Here is a 21782-nt window from a genome sequence, read left to right as displayed (position 1 = left end):
GTGAGGGCAGTTACGCTGGAGAGTGGATCATTTATCGGTCCATGCTGAGCAAATGCTCGTAAATGGACAGCTTCCACACCGCGTCTCTAGATCGAGTTCGTCCGCATTGTTGTGAGCTGGATCGGGGTCGGGACGTGTTGGAAGGCCTTCCTCGGACTCCACAAATAGTCGGTCCGGAAGCTCGCGCAGGTGAGCCGAGAATTCACTCCAGTTGGGACTCACCTCATGGGACTTGCCGCTTTGCACGTAGTATATCTCCAACTTGCTCGCTTCAATATCGTATTCTTCGTTCAATAGCCAGGCATACGTTGCCAATTGCCATCGATATTGATTGGCGAGATACGAGCCAGAAGCTGGCGGGGTACCGGTCTTGAAGTCGATAACCTCCCATCCATCGGCAGTCTGTACGAGGAGATCGACGAACCCACTTAGATGAACATGAGGCTTAGCAGGATGTATTGCCGAAAGTTCGTACTCGGGGAGGACCGTCTTTGCATCCCTAACCGTGTCCCAGATGGGGGTTTCCTGATATTGGTCAACGACAGCCTGAAGCTCGTCGGAAATTTCGGGATGTTGATCAAGGAACTTAGTCAGGGCAGTTTCCTCCTCTCCCGATTCGCTGGCTCGCTTGTCGCGGTGGAGTGCTTCCAGCGCGTTGTGAGTCAGAGTGCCCCAATAGCTAGGTGAATATCCAGATGGTGCATTCGAACCGGGCGGGGATTCTCCTCGGGCTTCGCTAATCTCCTCTAACGCTCGGTATTGATACCGGCGCGGACATGCTACGAGGTCATGGAGTGTCGAAGGATTCAGCTCTCGAGGTGTAAACGGCTGTTGCTCCGGCTCATCAGGCGAGTTGTCGGGTTCTGGATCTTCAGCATTTGTTGTAGATGTTAGTGGTGGTAAGCCGATTGGCTCTGTATCGATGGGATCCGCTCTGTCGATCAGTCCGATACCAAGAGGGATTGAATCGGGAGGATCGTCATCCTGCTGCATCGACGAGTGGTCGAGGCTGAACTCCTCTGGTTTTCCGTCATTCGGGATTGTCCATTCGTCTCCCTCTCTGAAGACATTTAGTAGTGGATGGGCCCACGACGACCAATGATGATGGTGTGTAATTGAGTCCCCTAACGGGAGGATCAGATGATCTTCGGCGCGTGTGAAGGCGACATAAAGGAGGCGCCAGAACTCAGCAAAGTCATTCTCGACGGCTGGATTAAATGGGTGCTGATATCTGAATTCGCCTGTGTTAGAATCTCTGTCCGGCGCAAGCCAGAGCGTGCATCGGTAGTCGCTTCGAATCCAGGTCCGTCCCGGCCCATTATCAAACCCTATTGGATCACTAGACGCCCGAGGATGGACTGCGGCTCGATACTCGCCATTGGTGGGATCACGAAAGTAGAGTTGATCTCGGCCCTGAACACGGCCTCCAGGCCCAGCAAGGAGGTCGGGAAGGACGACTACACCAAATTCTAACCCCTTTGCGCTGTGGACCGTTCGTAGCTTTACTGTCTGATCGGCACTTGCGTCAGCGATCTGAGCCACTTCGAAGGTCTCGTCATTTGATCGCGCCATCTGGCGATAGCGTAGAAGCCGGTCAACAAATTCCCGGTAGGGCAGTAGCTCTTCGTCTTCCCAATCCCGAACTTGTTCTACTAGCACCCACAGGTTGCCATATTTCTGCATCGCATCGTTGCCCGTCAATAGAATCGTCTCCAGACCGGTATGTTGGATGATCTTCTGGACGAGTTTGGCCTTCGATCCTTCTCTGTCCCAGCGGAGATCACTCCGGAGGTCGACTAACCCGGTCAACCGGTCAAAGTCACTGGCCGGGAGTTCACTATCTGGCCACTCTTCGAGCGCTTGGGGGAGGTTCCAGTCAAACCGAGCTAGATACCGGAGTGTGCGGTCTGAGAGTGCGGTAACAGGTGAGCGAAGAATGCGCAATAACGAATCCTTCGAATGTGGGTTGGCAAACCAATCAAGGACGTCTACAACGAACCCGACTTCGTCGGATTTGAACAACCCTCGCTCAGCGACAATCGAGTTATCAAGGCCATATTCATCCAGCGCGTCTCTAAACTGACGCATATACGTCCCTCGCCTGAACAGGAGGGTTACGTCGCCGGCTTTGACCGGCCGCTCCTTGTCGCCATCCCCGATAGAGTAGCTATCGTCGTCCACCATCGTTCGAATAGTTCCCGCTGTGCGAATCGGGTCACGCGTCCGCCAACCATCAGCATTCGTGTCCCCAAGTGGTAGGATATGGAGATGGGCGTCATCATCGTTCGTTGGCGGTCGATGGGGGCGAAGCGCCTGCGATGAGATGGGGAAATTGCCAATCCCACCCAACCCACCGTCTCTGAATACCCGATCGAACAAATGGTTCCCTGCTCGGACTAAGTGAGGATGGCTGCGGAAGTTCGTCACCAAGTTTGCTTGCGTCCAACCCGTCACCCCAAGATACTCGTCGGCCTCTTCACTTGCTGTCTCTGCATGCTCTAAGATACGAGCAAATATCTCGGGATCGGCAGACCGCCAACCGTAAATTGACTGCTTGACGTCCCCGATTACCAGAACATCGCCCCCATCGTCATCGTTTGTAATTAGATGGCGTAGGATCCGACACTGGGCATAACTGGTGTCCTGAAATTCATCAATAAAGACCTTCGTGAACCGATTGGAGAGACCACTTCGGAACTCCTGGCTCTCCTCTTGCTCCAAGTATTCCCAAACAATGTAGACAATATCTTGATACGAGAGTTGTCCCGAGTTACGGGTTCGTTGATCATACTCTGCTTCGAAGCCATCGAGGAGGTCGTCTAGGGCCTCAGCGAAGGCGACATTGTGGCGATAATCCTGCTCAATTGCCTCTCTTGTTTCCGCAGTTCCACTATCAATTTCGGTCTGCGGGATGCCAGTCACATGCGAGACAATATCCCGGATATCGGCCTCGTCAAATGGGGGTTCCCGACCGTGATGTAACTCATCGCGCATCTGGTCCGCGAAGAGCGTTGTTCCGGGAGAAGCACTCGGGTCTGGGAATTCATAACAAAACTCGCGAAGCTTCTGCTGGATGTCGAAGAGATACTGTCGTGGAGTCGTGTTTTCTAGGACATCATCCAGAAGCGTCAGTGCCTCGGCGTAGTCTTCGTCGTCTTGAAGTTCGCGAATGACCTCCTGCAGGAGTTCTTCTGTTTCGATTTTGTCTCGCACCTCAAAGTCTGGTGCGACATACACTTCGGTAGCGATTTCACGAAGTAGATCGCCCACGAAGGAGTCAATCGTTGAGATAGTGCTATCCGTCTCGAGCCATCGCCAGAGGTCTGGATCGAACTCTGCCCCACCGTTGGCCTCATGTTCGCGAAGAATTTGCTTGATTTTCGTTTTCAACTGACCGGCTGCGTCTCGAGTAAACGTCGTGACGAGAATTTCGTCGAATGGGTTGGCGTTTAAATTACTGGGCGTTGGTTCCGCCATTCTAGTAACGGTTTCTGCGACGACCCGCGTCAGTGTCGTCGTTTTCCCGGTCCCGGCGCCAGATCCCACGGCAACACGGCCGCTTCCTTCATGAAACGCGTGCATGACATCGGCTTGATCATTGGTGAACCGGAATCCTGGTGGAAGCTCCAGCGCCAAGTGATCCGTCAATTCATCATGCTCCATTAGAGGTCCACCTCCGAGTTCGGGATCATGCAAAGATCCTTATATACACAGTTCAGGCAGGTATCCTGATTAACGACTGTTGGATTCGCTCGTAACGTGACTGTGGTATCAGGATCGAGCGTTGCTGCCAATTCGGTGAAGTTAGCTTCCCAATCGGCAACTTTCTGCTCCCAGTTTTGGGGATAGCCTCGCCCCACAAGTTGTTCGAAGCCGTTTTCGCTCGCTTCGACTTTCTGCATATAGTTGTTCTGTATTGCAATGATACGTTTTCCGTTCGTGGGATCAGCATACTGCTCTTGCATTCCGATACCCACGACCTTGTTATCGTACTCCTCTGACTCCAAGCGTTGTGCTGCGAGCATTCGATGGTCTATAACGTATTTCGAGTGGAAGGTGCAGTCTTCACTTCGGCCACAGTCCAAACAGAGTTCGCCGGTGCGCTCATCAGCTTCCCAAATCGCTCCTTGGAAACAGGATTTCAATGCACTCTCGGCCCGATTCGAAAAGCGGGTAAAGAAGATCGGGATGGTGTACTCGCTGCCGTCCTCGATGACCGTATCCAGTCGATAGGGTGGGACTGCAAGCTGATGCCCATTGATACTCACGACACCACCGGACCGCCAGTCCCACGTGCGAGTGATACCTGCTGTTTCCTCCGCTTCGACGAGGCGTCGCTCACCACGCAAGTTTGCATATATCGTGTTGAAATCATACGAGTCGAATCGGTCTTCTTGTTCAACCCATTCCCGTAGTTCCTCGCTGGTGTCGAACTGAGCCAGACCGGTCGTCGCACTCTGTCGGTCAGGCAAGAGACGGGTGACAATGGCTTCCCACTTATCGATATACCGGGGATCTGCGTAGTTCTCACGAACGATATACGGTAGCTCTCCTAATCTGTAATGGGAATTTGCTGAATAGTATTTGGGAATCTCTTCTCGTGGCGGATCACCACCTGTGAAGTTGTAGAGGAACTGGTAGTAGTAGTACTTCAGCTCACACTGAGCCTGAAGATCTAGTTCGTGTGGGTGATGGGGTTCACCAGATACTGTCGCCAGATCCGTCTCCGCAAAGGCGGGTTCACTGGCTTCGATTTCAACTTCGATTGGTGGCTGTCGATGGCGTTCGATACGTGGGAGGATAAGATCAATGAGTGGCTCGATCTCGAGTTGGTCAAGCATCGACTGGATATCTGCTGCCGTAATCGTCGGCTCTGTATTCGGCGTATTCCGATGGGCGTTGTAGAGGATTGTCCGCAGTCGCTCCCGGGGTGCAATCCGTTCTGTGAGGTCCGTCCAGCTTTCTTCCTTTGTATCCTGGCTAGGGATCCAGTCACCAACAGATACCCGAGACACCGGCCGTTCTGCTTCGTCCTCCGGGTCGAGATCGAACAAGTCAACGAACGGCGACCACGCGACCTCGTTGCTTCGTTCGTCTTTGTATGTGTGCATGAGAGTGATGTCTGCCGATGCTGTCGCAGCTGACAGGGCCGCCTGATAGAAGTCCAAGGCTTCGTTGTAATTTGAGGCTCGACTATCCAGGTGGTGATACGGATACTTTCCCTCGAAGGCTCTTTCATAGGCATGTTTCCTGACGTCGTTGTGGAGGAAGGTCGGTGTACCAGGGTCGCTTGGGAATTCCCCCGCATCCATGCCGAGGATAAACAGGTGATCGGCACTTCTGAAGTAGGCGTTACCAGCGTCTACAACAGGAACGGCGTATTGGTCCAAGTGTGACTTTCCGTATGATTGGCCGCCAAGGGTTGCCGAGAAGGCCCGTCCAACTTCACGCCAGCTGATAGGCACATCGAAGAGATTTCGAATTCGATCGTAATGGGTCCCGACGTCCTGAAGAGCGTTCCGCACCTGCTCTGCTTGACTCGTTGGGTGGGTCTCTGTCAGCGATATCCGGGTCGTGTCGATGGCCGGCCCTTTGTAGAGCGTCCGCTCATGATCCACGGTCTGGTAGACATAGGTCCCGAAGTAGCTGCCAAAGAGGTCGATTAACGCCTCACCGCTTTTTGGCGGGTCTTGAGCTAACGCTTCGATGTCATCCAAGTAGTCCTCAACAGCGTACCAAGGCCCGGTCCACCGTGGGATGTCACTGATCTGATCCCGCCAGGTGCTGAAGCCGAGCCCTTGATCCTCATACCGATCCGGATCTCGATTGTAGAATTGCTGCTTACGATGGAGTTCCTGCTCGACCTTGATGAACGCCCGGTCTTCAATCGGCCACGACCGTCCTCGACTCCCTCGGGGTGTGTATCCCAGGCGAATCGGGTCCACAAGGTCATCATATGTAAGTGGGATATCTCGTGTAACTGCATCCACCACGTCGACGAACGTCCTGAAACACCGGTAGACAGGGATATTAGCATACGGACGCCGAGTTTCAACGTGGGTTGGGATGTCGACTGTCTCAAATGCTTGTTCGATAAGGGATTGATACGAGCCCGCATCGGGAGCGACGATCAGAATATTCCGAGGGTGAGTACCATTTTGGACTAACTCCCGGACCTTGGCAGCAATTTTTTCAATGGCTCGCTGGTCGGTTGGTGCTTCTGCGAACGTCACTCGATCAGGTACCTCTGCTGGCAAGTCTTGTGTAGCCTGTAGCAGCTCCGTGGCTGCGTCTGAGCGAAACTCTGGAAGCGTGTCTCTGGTCGATTCCGTGATTACTTCCGTGTCCACTGCTTCTAACCGTGCCGTGTTATATTCCTCACTTCCGACACCCGCAAAAATCTCTACATCGGGAGCGATCTCGCTATCGGCTATTTTCTCGAGGAAGCGAAGCGTTGGGTTGTCAAAGACGTTAATGCCAACAACTGCAACCCAATCCAAATGGTCGAATCCACGGCCCCATTGCTCGGTGACATGGTCGCGAGCGGTACTGATGAGATGGCTTCGGGATTGCTGGTAGGCCAGAGAGTTGGCGTCTAAGTACTCCTGAACCAGGCGCTCGACACCCCGAAACGCATTCACTGACCGATTGGTCTGAAGTTGTGCAAATCGATTCTCGACTTCTACAAGTTCACGGGTTGCAACCGCGACATCTGTGTTGGCATCCGTCCATCGAAAGTAGTCATCAAGCTCAGCAAGAAACGTTTCTCGGGTTGATTCCTCTTCGTACGGGAGACGTTGCGCAAGGTCTGTGAGCGCCCCCTCCTCGTTCGATTTGAGGATGTCCGTTCTCTCGAGTGGCGTCTCAGCTGTGTTGGGATCGAGTGTGCGGAAAATTTCCTCAACCAGTCGATCTCGAACCCCGTCCGAAAGTATGCTCGTTGGGCCGTCCGTCGGTCCCAGTAAGTTGCTTGCCAGTTCTTCAATTGTTGTGAACTCAGCGAGTGCTGCGGTTGGGATGTTCTCTCGGTTTAAGTGATGTTTGAGATTGCGACGCAGTAGTTGCCCGGAGAGGATGACAATTCCCGTTGGCTCTGCCGCCGGCACCCGTGCTGTTTCCTCAGACCGGTCACGGAGATACTCAAGAAAGGAGCCCATCCGGACGCGAAATCCCATACTGGATTAATAGAACGACCCTACATTAATACTACCTAATGACGGCAAACCGAGATATGATAACGAGACAATCTGGACGAGGGTCTGATGCGTTGCATAAAGTTATTCAGGTGCCGAGAATCAAGTGATATGAAATGGAGACACGGAAAGCCTCATTAGAAAAGGAGTGGGAGCCGCTTACTGAAACCCACAAACGGGAATTGTCGAGGGCTGAAGAGAGCTTCGACGATTTCGAGGCAGGTGAGGCTGTTGACCCACTGGCCCTGGTTGGTGCCTACCGGTCAGGAAAAACTCAATTGATTTACCACCTGTTCAATCAGTCCTGGAAACGGAGTATTCCCGCATTCTATATCGGAGATCCAGGATCAATGCTCAGACAGTTCGGCGAGAGTGACGCCGACGACCTCAACGACTGGATTGAAGAGCGGATTGCAGCCCAACTTGAGGCCTATGCGAATGGAGAGGCTGACGGAATTGATTGGTTTCCCAATATCGATAGTGAGTCGAAGCGGGAGTATGTCAAGCAGGTAGCTGATGTCGTCGATGGGGACGACACTCCTCAGACTGCGTTGTTTTTTGATGAAGTGGAGCAGTCCTATCGAGCCTTTATTCAGGCGATGGACAAGGACGATGACAATCCACTCCGCAAAATCAACGATGGGCTTCAAGATTCGATCAAAATCTGGAGCTTTGGGATGATTTCTGCGTTCGAATTCATCGGAGAGGCTGATTGGGGCCGGATGAAGGAGATTCGGATCCCACCGCTCGAAGTCAGTGACGTCCGGGGGCTTCTCCAGAATCGCCGGCCAGATGCAACCGACTTAGCGAATACTATCTGGTGGCTGGCACGCGGTCGAACTGGTATCATTATCAAGCTCATTGATGAACTGCCGGCAGATCCACAGGCAGATGCCACTGAGTGGATAGAAGACCTTGCAGATGCGGATTTCAGGGATACACGCCTTATCAATAACCTGTGGACAGAGCTTAGCCGTGAGGACTGGGATGCAGCGATTACGGCCCTCATGTTTCGGGAAAGTGGTTTCGAGCCGTGGACTATCTCCGGCGACAAAGCCTTGACTGCAAAACAGGCCCAGGAGATTGCGGTTGATATTATCAAAGAAGAATTTGGGTTCGAACAAACTGACACACAACGTGATGCTATAGCCATCCTTGATCGGAATATCGAAAGGGTATGTTATGGTCTCTCAATCGGCGAAGAGGAACTCATTCCCCAGTATGGGTTCTCGGATGAGCGAGAGGGGCATGCCTTCCTCAATCTCGTGAGTAACATGACCGTTTCATTCGAACCAGCGAGTGATGCCCGGAAGAGCGCTTTGGAAGCGTTAGAAGTGGTTGAAGGAGCGTTCCATACCCAATGGATGTACAAGGCTCCCGACAAGGAACTCACCGACCAAGCAGTTGTCATTGCCTCGCCAAAATGCGTGCACGATGCCTTTCCGCCAATTGCGGTTAACCCTGCCCGGGTGTCAGAGTCATCAAAAGACGAGTTAGAAGAGCAAATGGAACGCGGGCTAACGCTCCGCACCGGAACTCCTGATAATGAATTGGTAGATGTCAAGTTCTGCCCCACGAAGGAAACTTTCCGATCGGAGCTATCCGAGTTGACTAACGGCTACGACATTTCGGAACCGATGGTCCTCGTTATCCCCGACAAGCTCTCTATTGAAGCCCTGATAACTGACGACGTCCAAACCTACCAACGCCATCGACTCCTGAATATTGAAGAGTATCAGTCCAACCGGTTCTGGACGTTCGTCGTCAATCTATTCGGCCGGCTTCAGTCAGAGGAAATCGGCGATGCATATGGGATTGATGAGCAGGTGAAAGACGAACTGCTTAGGGTGGTCAGTGAACGCGAAGTCCGGAACACAATCGAAACCCTCTATGATCAACTGCATCAAGTCGCCAACGAGGAGATTCGAACCTTTGCTGGAAAATATCAGGAGGCATACTCATTAGCTAATACTGACACCCTTCTCTGGAAGGAAGAGCGGGTTCAGGGTGACCGACCCTATTGGTCGAATGGCAAATTTGCTGAATCAACTATCGCCTTGTCCTATCTCCCTGTCTTCGGACCCGACTATGAATCTGGCCGGCAATACAGTAACCTCCATTCTTATCTTGAAACAGCAATATCGGATGATCTGGTTTCAGGTGGCCAAAACGGATTTGCCTTTACCGACTATCTCGATGACCTCTTCACCCAGAGTGGCTACAGCGGAAATGTCACAACCGAACGAAAACATTACCGTGATGGAAGCGGGTTGGCGCCGGCAGTCAAACATACCCAGAATAGCCTGACAGCACTAGCCAATCTCACGGATGCCTCGAGTATTATCCAAGCGATAGATAACCCCGATGTCAAAGCTGCCGACGGAAACGTTCCCGTCCTTGGGTTGTCAAATCTCTCCCATTTGGCGTACGGGCTTCTCCGGGCATTGCTCATTTGTGGCCTGACAACTGGGTCAGACCCGGATATCGATGTCCCTTCACGCCTTGAAACCGTTATTGACAATCTCGAACAGGAGAAAGAGACTGTTAGCGAGTATATCGAAGACGTTGAACAACTCAACGAGACACTATCAACCCCGGATTGTGCAAACGTCGGATCCTGGATTCAGATCCAGGCCAATCGCCTCGAGCAGTATGAGTCGAACCTCAACTCTGTCATCAACGGAAGCCGAGACCTCAAAGAGAAATGCGAAGCTGATTCGGCAGCGGCACCAATCGGCTATCATTATTGGTTCCTCCTCAAAATCTATCACAAAGACATCTCTGACGAGATCGACGACCTCCAATCCGCAGTCAATCAAGCCGATGTCGACGAAATCGAGGATGCAATCGCACTCTTCGAACGGGTGTATAACTCAGTTGAAGAATCGGAAGCTATTGAAATGCATTTCAGCTCTCGAGAAGCATTCCTCAGTAAACTCGAAGATTATGGCAATACAGTGTTCGCCCTAGAGAATATGCTTGGAGCAACCTCGTTGAGTATCCCGGAAGACCAGGACAACCTAGCCGACCTCGACGAGGCCGTCGGGGAGCATATATCCCATCTCACACAGCTACAACAGGATATCGAATCGATTGAATCCAAATCAGAGTCGATACGGTCCGGCTCTGATGCCACCAAGGAGAAGCTCAGATCGCTGTTCGAGCGATCGGAGGTGGTTGCAAATGAGTAGTGAACAGCCAGTGATTGTTAGCGAGGTTAATAAAAAGGCCACCTCACTTGACCAGAAAGTCGACGACCTGGAGGCATTCCAAGAAGATATTGACGCCTATATCGAACAGCTCGAAAGCATGGAGTCCACGGAGCGGGAGGCATTCTATAACCAGACGGACTCCCTCCATCAAGAAATCGATAACGCCGAAACCGTCGATGACCTCCTCGAACTTAAGGAATGGGTCGAAGAAGCGATTCGAGCCCCGCTTCAACAGGTTGCACTGCAAACGTTAGATGAGTTCCTTGAGGTCCTTGATCCCGATCTTCGTGAGTCTACTCGGGAAGAGATACGAAATAACCTCGGCCAGCGCTTACCGCAAGACTTAGAGAGTGCAGCGGAGACTTACCAGGAAATAACACCTATCGTTCGCGACCTACCGAGTACGGCACAGAAACTGATTGCCACCAGCATCGAAAGAAGTCCCTCTGACCTTTTGTCACCGAATACAGACGTCAAACCACTGGTCAATGCAACCAATCAGCGAGTGAGTGACCTCAAGGAACTCGAGACAATTTTTGAGAAGGCTGGAGACTGGACTCCTCGGTTGGACTTTGTTGATACGGAGATCTACTATCAAGGCCTTGAATCATCCATACCGATAGATTCTATCACCGAGCGGTTGGACCAAATCAATGAAGCACTCATCGACTTATCTGGCGCACCATTTTCCATCTCAACAGTTGTTGAGTCAGAACTCTCTGAGTGCCTCGCCACGTCTGAGCCCTCGACCATCGCTACCCAGATTCAGGATATCCGGGAAGAGATGACCTCTATCCAAGATTCGTACCAGAATATTCATCTCCACCTCGAAGCCCTCGAGACGTTCGGAACGGACCAAGAGGTGTTTGAGGAGGAAATTGACGACATGCTGGTCGAGAAGTCTCAGCTTGGACTACAAGACTATTCTACGCTTGCGGCGATCCAGAACAATCTTGATGACCTTGACGATTCCCTCAGTAGGTTCATAGGTGATGTTCACCAGCGGTTGAAAGCTCAACGTGATATGATTGAGGTTCTGGATGAAGGAGAATCGTCCGACACTCCCGAGATTCATTTGGGAAGTGGCTCGACATTCGGGCTGTCTCATGTTCAGGATAATCTCCTCCAGGCGCTACAGGACTGTCGGACCCACCATGAGTGGATTCTCGACCAGCTTCAAGTCGGCGATGAAGGTGTCGAACAAGAGCAACTGGTCGGTATTTGGCAGCGGCTCAGTCAAGGAGAAGAGATTCCGCTTACTGGAGACGTTCAAGACGCCGTCTTGAGCCTGTCAGAACAGCTGTCGCTCAGCGTGGTGCTAAGTAGTGAATGAGACGGTGTTGGAAGAACTGACCGAGGCCCTTCGGGGACCCGTCAATATGGTTGCCGAGCGACGAGGATTTGCAAAACGACGTGGTGTCCCTGATTCAGTGTTTTGGCTCTCCCCAGCGGACGATCGGTTCCCTGACCATCTCCTGCCAATATTAATTGAGCTTGAGGGGAGCTTCACCGGTGCAGCTGCGGATTTTGAGAAATTTGCAGCACGATATAGCGACGCTGACTACCAATACCATCTTGAGTGTCCCGTTGTGGGCGCCGAAAGCCTAGCCCCAATCAGAAAATCGTTATGCTATGATATTATTGGAATTCGAACGAATAGCCTCACTGACGCCAACTCAATCGGGGAGCAGCGAATGCATGGCGAATGTCAGGCCTGGTTTGAACGCTTTCTTCCGTTCTTTGAGACGGACGTCACTGTGCAGTCGTTTAGAGACCCGACTATTGTGATTTGGTCAGTTGAGTTTACGATGTTCTCCCACCGCTATGAAACTATGATCCCGTTCATCGTTACTGATGGAGAGGAGCATTCAGACGATTTTCTTAACCGTTTGCCCAAGCCAACGGTGCCATGCATCGTCGTTGTCAATGGGAAGTATGACCAACACGAACACACCACCTCATATCACCGGACAACAATTGAATTCCCGTCCCAGCACCCGATTCGGTTCGACAGTTACTGAGTAGTCCCTATCGACGCCACTACAGCGACTTACAGAAATAACCGGAGAAAGCCCACGGCTTTAGCCGTGTGGAGGAGGTCAACGATAATCATTGAAGGTCTTTTGCTCAATAAACGGAGAGAAATTTGTGACAATAATGTCCGTATCTCCAATATTATGGCGTTTTGTTTCGTCACTATTGATTTGTCGTTCTCCCTGTATCCGTACGATCCGGAATACTTCGTCAAAATCTTCGTGTTCTTTGTAATACTTCTCTGCCTCGAGATTGTTTGTAATCATCACGTTCGCCCCTCGTCGATCGAGTTCGAGTGCGAGTTCCCGGAGTTTAATCTGATCGTCGTCGTCGAACCCGCTTGGATCATATTGATTAAATTGAGCCGTTTTACTTTCCCCTGGGTATGGTGGATCAAAGAAGACAAGATCATCTTCTCCTACATGCTGTTTCACATACTCAAAGTCTTTCGAGGTTATGGTGGTGTTTTGAAGGACCTGATATCCTTTACGTAGTTGGCGTTCGATGCCCTCTACCCGAGTCCATTTTGAACCCATCGGGACATTGAACTCTCCCTTCTTATTTGTTCTGTAGAGACCATTCCAACAGGTTCGGTTCAGGAATAACATCAGGACCGCTTCTCGAAATCGATCCTTGCAGTTGCCATTCTGATTGCGGAGGGAGTTAAATTCATCTCGCAACTCATAGTAGATCTCTTCTTGTCCCTCACGGTCCTTATCTAGTAGCTCAGAATCGAGTTGCTTGTTTTCACCAATTATCTGTTCGGGCTTTTCTCTAAACTCCTTATAGAAGTTGATGAGCCGCGTATTAATATCATTGATATATCCATTCTCTGGCTCGAGGTCAAAGAATACTGCACCGCCACCAACGAAGGGTTCATAGTACGTATCGAATTTACCCTTTGGTGGCAGCCGCCTCGTAATATCATCTAACATATGGCGCTTGCCACCAGCCCATGTCAGAATTGGCTCTGCCATCTGTTAGTTCTAATTTAGCTAAACCATCTAAAACACTCCGGTGTCGTTCGGCTTCGACCTTCTCTGACGGTCAGGCTATCGCTCTTCCAATATTGAATTCAACTGCATCTCTAGCTCTTCCCAGATCACTTCATCTACAACATTGGTCTCTAAACCTAATTTTTCGCAAATATCTTGACGTGAGATGTCTAAAACTTTGGCGACCCGTTCGTCATCGGAATCTCCACCAAGAACCAAGAACAACTCAGCTGCTTCCTGCTGGATAGATTCATCATCTACTCGTTTAGCAGTATGGACCCGATTCTGGGTCCGTTTCTCATCCTGCGCAGTAGTTACGCTCTTGTTGCTGAGGTCCGCTGGTGTAGTCGGTAAAGTCTTTGGCACAGCATCTTGGTTTGAATAGGTCTGTTCGTCGTGCCGCTCGATGTATTCTTGATACCGAGGGATTTGCCACTCCGCTAAGTCATCCGGATAGTAAATGTTATTCTCGAGATGAACACGTGCGAGTTCGTTAATTTTCCCTGCGATTTGATGTGGTTCGTCCTCAACTTCAGCTGGTGGGAGTTCAGATACAGGCGTGAGATTCTCGATATTGCGATCGCTTTCCTGACGTAATTGAATTCGATAAGCAGGGGCCTTCCACCTGTCTAGGATGTCTTCACACGAAATCCAAAGCGTCGCATGGGCCGCTGCCTTCTTCTGAAGCGCTGAGAGTTCGGGTAGGTCGGTATCCGGTCGATGACTGTTCACAATCCGTTTCCGGTCACTATAATCGAGGCGAACAGGTTGCCCATCGTTGACTGCAAATTCGTGATCCGAATCATAAGGTTCAACGAAAGCTTGCGGAACTTTGTCAGCATCAAGCTGGAAGTAATCTTTGACACATCGACGCAACCAATTGTAGACTCCTTTCGAATCCTCTGTACCGCGCATGATGGGATTGTGTTTGTCGATCGAGGATTTTTGCGTGTCCCAAGGAAGCAATTGGCCGTCTCCTCGAGTCTCAAGTTCGACGATCACTTTGAGACGTCCATGGCGGGCATTGAAATTACCCATTTGATCTTTCCCAGTGCCAAAACCACCATCTTCATTGCGTAGTGTCGACGCTACCTTGCGCTTCTGACAGTATATGTCTGTCCCGGCGTTTTGTGAGTCTTTCTTGGTGAGGAGTCCAACTGTAATATGGAGTATAACTGGCTCCTCCATCTCTGGTGTTGTAATTTGTATATTTTCGTATCGACGAGGATGGAGGCCATCAAAGGGCGAAAATGACCACTCTTCCACACCTTTGGGTTCAACCGGGACACCATCAACACGAATAGTTAGGTCATATCTGGTATCATGTAGCTGTTCCAGTTCATTACTTAGAAAGAGATTATATGTCTCTCCTAGCCTGTCTCGGAGGATTTGTGCTGTTTCACTATCCCATTCGTAATTCAGTTCTTCGATACGGATTTCGGTAACCCCCTGATCGATGTCGGAGTTTTGGTGAATATCGACAGTCCAATCTTGATCATCCTCAAACCACTCGTCGGTAATTCGGTATGACCATCCAACTGTAGCATTTGTCGTTCGTGAAGATATTTGAAAAGGAACTCCAAGATTGACGAGACTTTTCTTTGCCCCAACACCGTATGTTCCGATGGATCCCGAAATCTCCTTCTTTGCTGTCTGCCCAAGCCCAAAAAGCATAGCCGCGTCCTCTCGAGGAATACCGCCAGCATCATCACGTATTACGAGTTCTGTCTTATCTTGAGATTGTTGGACAAAGATATCGATAGTCATGCTCTCTGCCCGGTTACTCGTCCTTTTCCAAGCATCTAGCGCATTGTCGCATAACTCTAGACACGCAGATTCGAGATTGACGTCCGACTTAAGAGCCGTGAGCGTGTCCTTTGTCGGAAGCAATTGCGCTTGTTGAAGAATGGAATCACTGGAGCTCTGGGCCATTACTACTCTATCTCGAGATCGTAATCAGGATAAAGGTTGTCCTTTACTAGTTAAATAGGGTTTGAAATTACTAAATCTAATATGGGCGATTATGGTGGAAAAATAGGCGGTTTCGATGAACTATAATAACGGAGATGGGTGGCTAATAAATACGTGTATCGCACTCAATTGTCGGTCCGAGACTTTCAAAGTGATCTACCAATTCTTGTGGATATCCCCCAAAGATAGAGATAACATTCGGGAAGTTAGCTGTACTTTGTTCTCCAACGAACTTGATACGACCGCCATCTCGGTTACTAGATGGAAAACAAATTAAGTCGGCTTCAGACCAGATATATCGGTCGAACCACATTGTGCTTGGATCTGCCTTTGAAAGTGTAACAACAGTATCAGAGCCTGCTCTCGATGCTTTCCTTAGCCACTGTGTCGGTTCACCTCTACCATATGGATGATTCACCCAGACCGTATCGTAGTTTGACCAATCGACTTGAAGTCCGCCAGAGAGCCTAATGTTCCGTTTCGCAAGTTTCGAATCCTGAGATGCACACGGATCCAGATCAAACCCACCAAGTATCTGATGAATTGGTTTCACCCACTCAATCGGTGTATTGTATTTCCCTGTTCCTTGTCGAAGTGGCTCATCGAGTGAAGTAGAGGAACCAGCCATCATAATTCACCTCCTCTAAAACTCGGAGGAATGCCGTGATTTATATGCTGAACCTCTTGTACTTGACCAATATCTTGGCGATCTATTTTTCTTATCATCGTTGAATCAACGGAACTCTTTATAGTGAGCCCCGCACCCTTTAGGGGGCTCAAAAACCCACTCTCGATATGGACAAATGTATGTAAATTAACGATCTATCAATCCATAGATTATAATGCAATCTACCAATACGAGCCAAATCAGACACTAATACATTGGAGCCCCGATCTCGAGACTAGCCTTCACTGATCAGGCAAGTTCTTTGTCTTAGAGGACGAGACAGAATAGGTTTCAGTTGATTATCCTTGAACGACACAAATCACAATGTCGGAATGAATGGGAGCTTCTTCACGAGGTTTGCCTCTTGATGAGTGTAAGAATAAGCACCGAGGTTTCGCTCTGTTTCTGCATCAAGATCGTGTGTTGAACGTCCTCCGCAGTGTAGAGGACAGTCACAAAATCACTCTCTGAGGAATATTCATTCACAAGCTGGCATCTATCGGATTATGATTGCTATTCTCGTACTTTCCTTGCTATCAAAAATCATGAATACCATTATATCCTGCCGACAACTGATAATAGCCATGTACCGATACCTACTATTCCTGGGCGAGGCCGAAGCATGAGTTCCTTTGACGACATCAATTCAGAGCTTGACGACCTGCTCCCGGCGTCGGATGACGCCGATACGGCGCCTGAGTCGAAACTTGAGGGAAAGTTTCAGGACTTATCATCGTTGGGTGGGTATCTTGGTGTCTATGAGGATCTCACCAATCCAAGTAAGGCCGAGCTCGTCGAGGCCTTGACTGAGCGTGGGGTGCGGAACGCTACGGAGGACTTAGTCTATGACTTCCTGCAAGTCGGCGGCGAGACGACCAGGGGATTCATCCGGTCGAAAAATGGTGATTGGATGGAGCAAGACGTCGATGAGTATCCAGACCACGATATCTCGGGGAATTATCCCGTATTCACGAAATTGGCCAGTTTCCTTGGGCTGTACGAGATGTATGGTCTAGACCGGCCGAGTGCGAACAAACTCCGGCAGGCGCTCGTCAATTATGGCGTTCAAGACGCGCCAGGCGAAGAAAATCGATACCTAGCACCATTCGAGAGCGATAAGGGAACCGATCACCTGATCGGTATCGAACCAGGTGATGTCACAGTCGCATATCGCGTGAATTCGGAGGGATATCGTGTCGGTGACGAGGAGTATACGCGGGATTTGCTCCCAAAACTGGCAGAGCGGCTCGACGATGATAGTGATGCCCACACCGGGGACGTAGAAGACTTTGTGCCTCCGCTCCCTGACGAAGTTGAGAACTTGCTCGAGAACGAGCAGGTCGCTGAGAACTACCAACTCATTATGCAGCGGTTAGCGGAGAAAGCAGCTGGCAATGGTGTATCAGATACTGTCCGTGCGAAAAAGCTGGCAGAAGCTCGGTTCATCACCGAGGTATTAACAGGGGAACGGACTTGGGAATAGGTCAACAACCCGACCTCAAGAGTCGAGACTTGTCAGTGAAACCCCACTCTACCGCTATACTGCGGGGGCGTTAACCCGCCGTTCGCGTTCACAGTTCCTGACTTCAGGGCCAGTTGACTGGTGGCCCGTCCAAACCCAGACTTCCATCACGCATCGGCCATCTCCTCCTCGACGACGTCGATGATTTCCTGCGCAGTCGAACTAATGCGTCCGAGTCGCTCGAAAATCGCTTCCAGGTCATCACCTTCCCACGCAGCGAGGTAGAACGCTGATCCACTCGTGTCGAGACCGAAATACCGACCGACAATGTACGCGACGGCTTCTGCTTCCACCTCGCGTTTTGCCCGTTCGGGTTCATCCTTAATATCGAAGTGGAGCAGCGCGTGGGCATACTCATGGATCAGCGTGACAGCGAGATCTGCCTGGTTTGTTCGGGCTTTCGCTTCGACAATTGGCTGGAGGTTGTGTAGGCTCCGGCACTTACAAACTCCCTTCGCGCCACCATGATTCCAGTCGTCAGATCCGACGATACGTACCGTCACACCGAGTTCAGCAGCTGCCCCTCTGAGTGCTGGCACCAATTCGCCGGCGTCCCCAAATGCTGCTGTCTCCAGTTCTGGAAGTGGTTCTCCTTCTGTTTGAGATACGTCGAAGACTGATGCTGGTTTGAACCCTACAAGGCCTTTTGACCACTCCTCGGGTGGCGTCTCGTCGTACTCACAGTCGCTGCCCTCATGATAGCTCGGCGAGTTCTCGCATTCCGGGCACTGCTTGGTGATGATCGGTGCCCAGATCCAGATGGCCGATTCGCCCTCCTGGACGTGCCGATCGAAATCGTTCCGCCAGGTGTTGTAGCCGGCGACCTTCGTCGCCTCAGGGCATTGGAGGTTGATGAGCAGCGTGTTGCGGTGCGAGTAGTCGTGGAAGCGACTCTGGACGTCGAGCCACTTCTGGAACTGCTGACTGGCTCTCGCCTCGTCGGTGAGAGCGACGAGGTCGTCGGTCCACGCTTCAATCGTACTGTGCATCTCGTCGTGGCGAGTCTCAGAGTCTCCGAAGGCGACTCGCGAATAGGTACTTGATGACATGGGTACTCGAGCGGAGACGCCAACGAACGCCAAGCGCCCCGCACCCCTCAGGGGGTCGAAAAAACGCTTCTGAGGCTGTGAAGTTGCCGATTAGAGATTCTTGCGCTCTGCTGTCGTAAGTTAGCGGACGAAACATATCGACAACAAATGCGGCCACAACAGTGGATGTCTTTTAGTGAGATGAATACTTAGCTACTGACGACTACGGTATGTCGGCATTCCTTATACAGGTCAGCGGTCATGCTATTCATGAGAAGGCTGACCCTCGATACGTTGCCGGTGCAAAGGGGCCCCGATTCTGTGATGAACCACTCACGCACGGCGAGTATTTCAATGCAAGTCCGTTCTGGCAACGAGAGGGATACGGGCGACGGGATGCCTGGCGGAGTATCTCGCCGGGGGACGACGTCCTCCTCTACTGTTCCGGGAGCGTCGACGAACACGGGGCGTGTCTCAGCCATCTGCTGACCGTAGGCGACGTATCTTGTGGCGAGGCGGACGGTGCACGACTTGATTTCTCAGACGTGCAGGAACTCGATCCAAAAATATCGCACAATGAGATTCAGGAGGAGATCAAGGCGGACCGTTTCTCGGATCAGATGAACTACTGCGGCCAGGAAGGCTTCAACATTGCGCAGGTTGCGGATTCAGATCTCGTACGTGTATTGGAACTCACTCAACCACTGAGTGCAGGTGAACCGTCAACAGAATCACATCCAGATGATTCGCTGGCACGCATCGCAGATGACTACTTTGGAGAATAGTCCTCGGTGTCGCGTCTCGATGATTCGGTCACGCTGAGGCGTATGAAACGAGGCATTCGGGGAGAATACAGCCGCTGCTTCCTGACGTCTTCTCCGATAACTCATGTCGAAACCAGTCGAGACGGCTCGATTTCAGTCGTTCCTACCGTCTCGGAGTGTTTCTCGATCCGAAGCGAAGCCGACCGTTACGAGATACTCAAGGAAGGCATCGTAGTGCTGCATATCACCGGGTATATCGGTTGCGAGATGCCGTGTCCAATCTAGCGCCCACTGAAAGACCGGATCATCGACGCCGCGACCGTGCAGATACCACCAGCGGGCGGCTTTCAGCACGACGATAGGATTCGTCGGCGGCGAGCGGCCGGCAAGTGCCCGAGTAATGTCGGCGATATCGTCGGGGACATTCAATACGTCGATCTGGCTGGTGCGTGCGTTTGCGGGCTTAACAGCGATACCGTCGACGTCAGCTGTCGCTGACTTATTGTGTTCACTCACGTTTTTTCACCAATCAATGAAGATTCGAACCGAGCCCTCGCCTCTCTTGGGGTCGAAAAACTGCATATGGCGTGCGTAGACGAGTTCTTAGATATCGATCTTAAAGGGCCGACGTCTTGTCTATGTACTCCTCGAGAAGAGTAAGGAATGCAGGGTCATATCTTTCATCTACGTGGTTTACGTTCCATAGCCCGGACTCACGGATCTTCTCGCTTCGGCTGTGATTGCCGAGCCATCCGTGTGAACGCCGGTCGACAGGGTCTTGTTGATAATTACTGAGGAGTGCAATGGTGTTCTGTTCGATATACGCTCGATGGCTGTCGGCGCTAGGTTCGTCATTGATATCTACCCAGAGGAAAGGGAGGTTACGCAGATAATCGCTCACCCGCTGTTCCATTTCGAGTTCGCGAAGGCGGAGTTCTCGCTTTGCACTTGACCCCTCTCCCCAGTGCGGATACGCATCATATAATTCCTCCCGCTCTATGAAGGCTTCACCGACCCGCTTCCGAAACACTGAGCCTCAATGGTTCCACCGCCTTCGTACGTTCCTCGCTTAGCACCTCGATGCGTTCGGAGACGGTCCCAGAGTGAGGTACTACTTCCCTCGGATACAGCGTGAGTTCCGATGCGAGTAACACGAAGCTGATTACCTGACTCTCGGTATTCGTCTGGAGCAAAGAAGATGTAAATGCCTCGGTCGGGCCAGTCCATGTAGCCTGTGCAATCTTTGAGTTTCTGTTTCCCGCCGATTGTTTCATCTAATTCCCTGAGAAGACCGTACAGCCGATCAACATCGTGTTCACGTGTCATCTTTGTCTACTACTCTTTCTCCGGCACCTGAAATTTGTTTATATGTGTTCGTTGTACCAGACCACCGTTTCACCGAACATGAGGCCTTCAGTTGGAATTTCGATGCCAACTGGATGCTCCGTAAGCAAGGGGAGGAGTTCGCCGGAATATGCTTTCCTGGCATGGATTACGGAGGTCGTTTTTGTTGTGAGCAGGCCCGAATTATCGGGCTGAGAGATCAGTTAGTGTTAGTCGAATACCTTTTTCGATCGTCGAACAGGATTTGCGGGAAGATCCCCCTCCAGAAGAGCCTTGCAAGGAATTAAACACGGACTGAGGGATATCATACTCGGTAAGACCTGTAGTAACTGTGACTCCCTCTCCAGGGGCGTGTTTCGAGTACTGAGGAGAATCGACGGGCAGCTTGCTACCCCCTATCTAAAGCGCCTTTCGTCTCTGAAGCTCCGAATCTTTCCGGGATTGGGCGTTTTTACCCCATGGCCGTATTTGGTGTCGTCTTTCTGGTGACCAAACCCGTGGCGCCGGGTGGACTGATACTCCTCAATTTCAGTGTCGAGGTCTCGATCTCGAGCGCGTTCGACCACGCTTATATTGTCACACTTTAGCCCCTTTTCACCCCGGATGACATCGAAGCGAAGTCGGTCACCTTCTTCCACTCGAGTCGAGTCAACATCAGAAATATGGAAGAAAATCTCCTCGGCGGTGATCTCGTTGTTCGATTGCTTCCGTGCAACGTCGGCAGTCACGGCAAATCCGTACCCCCGATCTTCATTGTAATGTTCGACGATTCCTTCCGCTCTCGTTGCAATCGGTCCTCTCTGTGGAGAGACTGATTTTTCACGCTGCGATGAATCAGTGGATTTCGAAGACGTCTCTGAGTCAGCTTTTTTCTCACAGTTGGCGAAGTCAAGATGGTATTCGATATTCATCTTGCTATTGAAAATCTCCCCACAACGTTTGCACCGAAGGTTTGGCATGTGACCACACTCTACTGAGAATTAATATAATTACCCTAACCTCTCTGTGTCACTTGCCTGCTCGTTCCCGGAACCGTCTTGACGTGCTCGAGG

At 51.1% G+C, this 21782-nt stretch carries 15 protein-coding genes; 5 read left to right on the top strand and 10 right to left on the bottom strand.

Going from position 1 to position 21782, the window contains the following annotated elements:
• Positions 1 to 27 precede the first annotated feature (27 nt).
• Positions 28 to 3663: a UvrD-helicase domain-containing protein gene (locus ACFQO4_RS18385; protein WP_500262308.1), complete on the bottom strand. Its 3636-nt coding sequence runs from the start codon at positions 3661 to 3663 to the stop codon at positions 28 to 30.
• A complete protein-coding gene (locus ACFQO4_RS18380) occupies positions 3663 to 7175 on the bottom strand; it encodes a PD-(D/E)XK nuclease family protein (RefSeq protein ID WP_500262307.1) in 3513 nt (1170 codons plus the stop codon). Before ACFQO4_RS18380 ends, ACFQO4_RS18385 begins: the two co-directional genes overlap by 1 nt.
• Positions 7176 to 7309: 134 nt before the next feature.
• On the opposite strand from ACFQO4_RS18380, the gene ACFQO4_RS18375 reads away from it, so the two are divergent.
• Genes ACFQO4_RS18375 through ACFQO4_RS18365 form a run of 3 tightly spaced genes read left to right on the top strand, consistent with a single transcriptional unit; the run spans position 7310 to position 12426 of the window.
• Entirely contained in the window at positions 7310 to 10384 is a 3075-nt protein-coding gene (locus ACFQO4_RS18375) for a hypothetical protein (RefSeq protein ID WP_500262306.1), read from the top strand.
• On the top strand, positions 10377 to 11738 hold the full coding sequence (locus ACFQO4_RS18370) for a hypothetical protein (protein WP_500262305.1): 1362 nt from the start codon (positions 10377 to 10379) through the stop codon (positions 11736 to 11738). The genes ACFQO4_RS18375 and ACFQO4_RS18370 overlap by 8 nt, the downstream gene beginning before the upstream one ends.
• Complete coding sequence (locus tag ACFQO4_RS18365; protein WP_500262304.1) at positions 11731 to 12426, top strand: hypothetical protein; 696 nt, start codon at positions 11731 to 11733, stop codon at positions 12424 to 12426. The genes ACFQO4_RS18370 and ACFQO4_RS18365 overlap by 8 nt, the downstream gene beginning before the upstream one ends.
• 78 nt (positions 12427 to 12504) lie before the next feature.
• Here the strand turns inward: ACFQO4_RS18365 and ACFQO4_RS18360 are convergent, their stop codons facing one another.
• The 3 genes from ACFQO4_RS18360 to ACFQO4_RS18350 form a co-directional block, all read right to left on the bottom strand.
• The gene (locus ACFQO4_RS18360) at positions 12505 to 13416 is read right to left on the bottom strand and encodes a DNA adenine methylase (protein WP_500262303.1); all 912 of its coding nucleotides are present in this window, start codon (positions 13414 to 13416) and stop codon (positions 12505 to 12507) included.
• Positions 13417 to 13491: 75 nt separating this feature from the next.
• A complete protein-coding gene (locus ACFQO4_RS18355; RefSeq protein WP_500262302.1) occupies positions 13492 to 15366 on the bottom strand; it encodes an ATP-binding protein in 1875 nt (624 codons plus the stop codon).
• Positions 15367 to 15508: 142 nt separating this feature from the next.
• The gene (locus tag ACFQO4_RS18350) at positions 15509 to 16036 is read right to left on the bottom strand and encodes a DNA N-6-adenine-methyltransferase (RefSeq protein WP_500262301.1); all 528 of its coding nucleotides are present in this window, start codon (positions 16034 to 16036) and stop codon (positions 15509 to 15511) included.
• Between the two features lie 658 nt (positions 16037 to 16694).
• On the opposite strand from ACFQO4_RS18350, the gene ACFQO4_RS18345 reads away from it, so the two are divergent.
• Complete coding sequence (locus ACFQO4_RS18345; protein ID WP_500262300.1) at positions 16695 to 17555, top strand: hypothetical protein; 861 nt, start codon at positions 16695 to 16697, stop codon at positions 17553 to 17555.
• Positions 17556 to 17701: 146 nt separating this feature from the next.
• On the opposite strand, the gene ACFQO4_RS18340 is transcribed toward ACFQO4_RS18345, so the two are convergent.
• On the bottom strand, positions 17702 to 18643 hold the full coding sequence (locus ACFQO4_RS18340; RefSeq protein WP_500262432.1) for a DUF955 domain-containing protein: 942 nt from the start codon (positions 18641 to 18643) through the stop codon (positions 17702 to 17704).
• Positions 18644 to 18852: 209 nt separating this feature from the next.
• On the opposite strand from ACFQO4_RS18340, the gene ACFQO4_RS18335 reads away from it, so the two are divergent.
• Complete coding sequence (locus ACFQO4_RS18335) at positions 18853 to 19407, top strand: hypothetical protein (protein WP_500262299.1); 555 nt, start codon at positions 18853 to 18855, stop codon at positions 19405 to 19407.
• 132 nt (positions 19408 to 19539) lie between these two features.
• On the opposite strand, the gene ACFQO4_RS18330 is transcribed toward ACFQO4_RS18335, so the two are convergent.
• From ACFQO4_RS18330 to ACFQO4_RS18315, 4 genes are all read right to left on the bottom strand, one after another.
• A complete protein-coding gene (locus ACFQO4_RS18330; RefSeq protein ID WP_500262298.1) occupies positions 19540 to 19902 on the bottom strand; it encodes a DUF8013 domain-containing protein in 363 nt (120 codons plus the stop codon).
• 100 nt (positions 19903 to 20002) lie between these two features.
• On the bottom strand, positions 20003 to 20416 hold the full coding sequence (locus tag ACFQO4_RS18325; RefSeq protein WP_500262297.1) for a GIY-YIG domain-containing protein: 414 nt from the start codon (positions 20414 to 20416) through the stop codon (positions 20003 to 20005).
• Positions 20383 to 20712, bottom strand: coding sequence for a GIY-YIG domain-containing protein (locus ACFQO4_RS18320; protein WP_500262296.1), 330 nt, complete (start codon positions 20710 to 20712; stop codon positions 20383 to 20385). Before ACFQO4_RS18320 ends, ACFQO4_RS18325 begins: the two co-directional genes overlap by 34 nt.
• Before the next feature lie 413 nt (positions 20713 to 21125).
• On the bottom strand, positions 21126 to 21641 hold the full coding sequence (locus ACFQO4_RS18315) for a cold-shock protein (RefSeq protein WP_500262295.1): 516 nt from the start codon (positions 21639 to 21641) through the stop codon (positions 21126 to 21128).
• Between the last annotated feature and the right edge of the window lie 141 nt (positions 21642 to 21782).

Origin of the sequence: Saliphagus sp. GCM10025334, assembly GCF_042663485.1 — an archaeon.
Lineage (GTDB): Archaea > Halobacteriota > Halobacteria > Halobacteriales > Natrialbaceae > Natronosalvus.
Note: the sequence above shows the minus strand (reverse complement) of the source record. Positions and strands in the feature narration are given on the sequence as shown.

What these genes read in the sequence shown, in the direction of transcription:
- ACFQO4_RS18385 (WP_500262308.1), bottom strand. Translation starts at nt 3,663, where the DNA reads ATGGAGCATGATGAATTGACGGATCACTTGGCGCTGGAGCTTCCACCA.
- ACFQO4_RS18380 (WP_500262307.1), bottom strand. Translation starts at nt 7,175, where the DNA reads ATGGGATTTCGCGTCCGGATGGGCTCCTTTCTTGAGTATCTCCGTGAC.
- ACFQO4_RS18375 (WP_500262306.1), top strand. Translation starts at nt 7,310, where the DNA reads ATGGAGACACGGAAAGCCTCATTAGAAAAGGAGTGGGAGCCGCTTACT.
- ACFQO4_RS18370 (WP_500262305.1), top strand. Translation starts at nt 10,377, where the DNA reads ATGAGTAGTGAACAGCCAGTGATTGTTAGCGAGGTTAATAAAAAGGCC.
- ACFQO4_RS18360 (WP_500262303.1), bottom strand. Translation starts at nt 13,416, where the DNA reads ATGGCAGAGCCAATTCTGACATGGGCTGGTGGCAAGCGCCATATGTTA.
- ACFQO4_RS18355 (WP_500262302.1), bottom strand. Translation starts at nt 15,366, where the DNA reads ATGGCCCAGAGCTCCAGTGATTCCATTCTTCAACAAGCGCAATTGCTT.
- ACFQO4_RS18350 (WP_500262301.1), bottom strand. Translation starts at nt 16,036, where the DNA reads ATGATGGCTGGTTCCTCTACTTCACTCGATGAGCCACTTCGACAAGGA.
- ACFQO4_RS18345 (WP_500262300.1), top strand. Translation starts at nt 16,695, where the DNA reads ATGAGTTCCTTTGACGACATCAATTCAGAGCTTGACGACCTGCTCCCG.
- ACFQO4_RS18340 (WP_500262432.1), bottom strand. Translation starts at nt 18,643, where the DNA reads ATGTCATCAAGTACCTATTCGCGAGTCGCCTTCGGAGACTCTGAGACT.
- ACFQO4_RS18335 (WP_500262299.1), top strand. Translation starts at nt 18,853, where the DNA reads ATGTCGGCATTCCTTATACAGGTCAGCGGTCATGCTATTCATGAGAAG.
- ACFQO4_RS18320 (WP_500262296.1), bottom strand. Translation starts at nt 20,712, where the DNA reads ATGACACGTGAACACGATGTTGATCGGCTGTACGGTCTTCTCAGGGAA.
- ACFQO4_RS18315 (WP_500262295.1), bottom strand. Translation starts at nt 21,641, where the DNA reads ATGAATATCGAATACCATCTTGACTTCGCCAACTGTGAGAAAAAAGCT.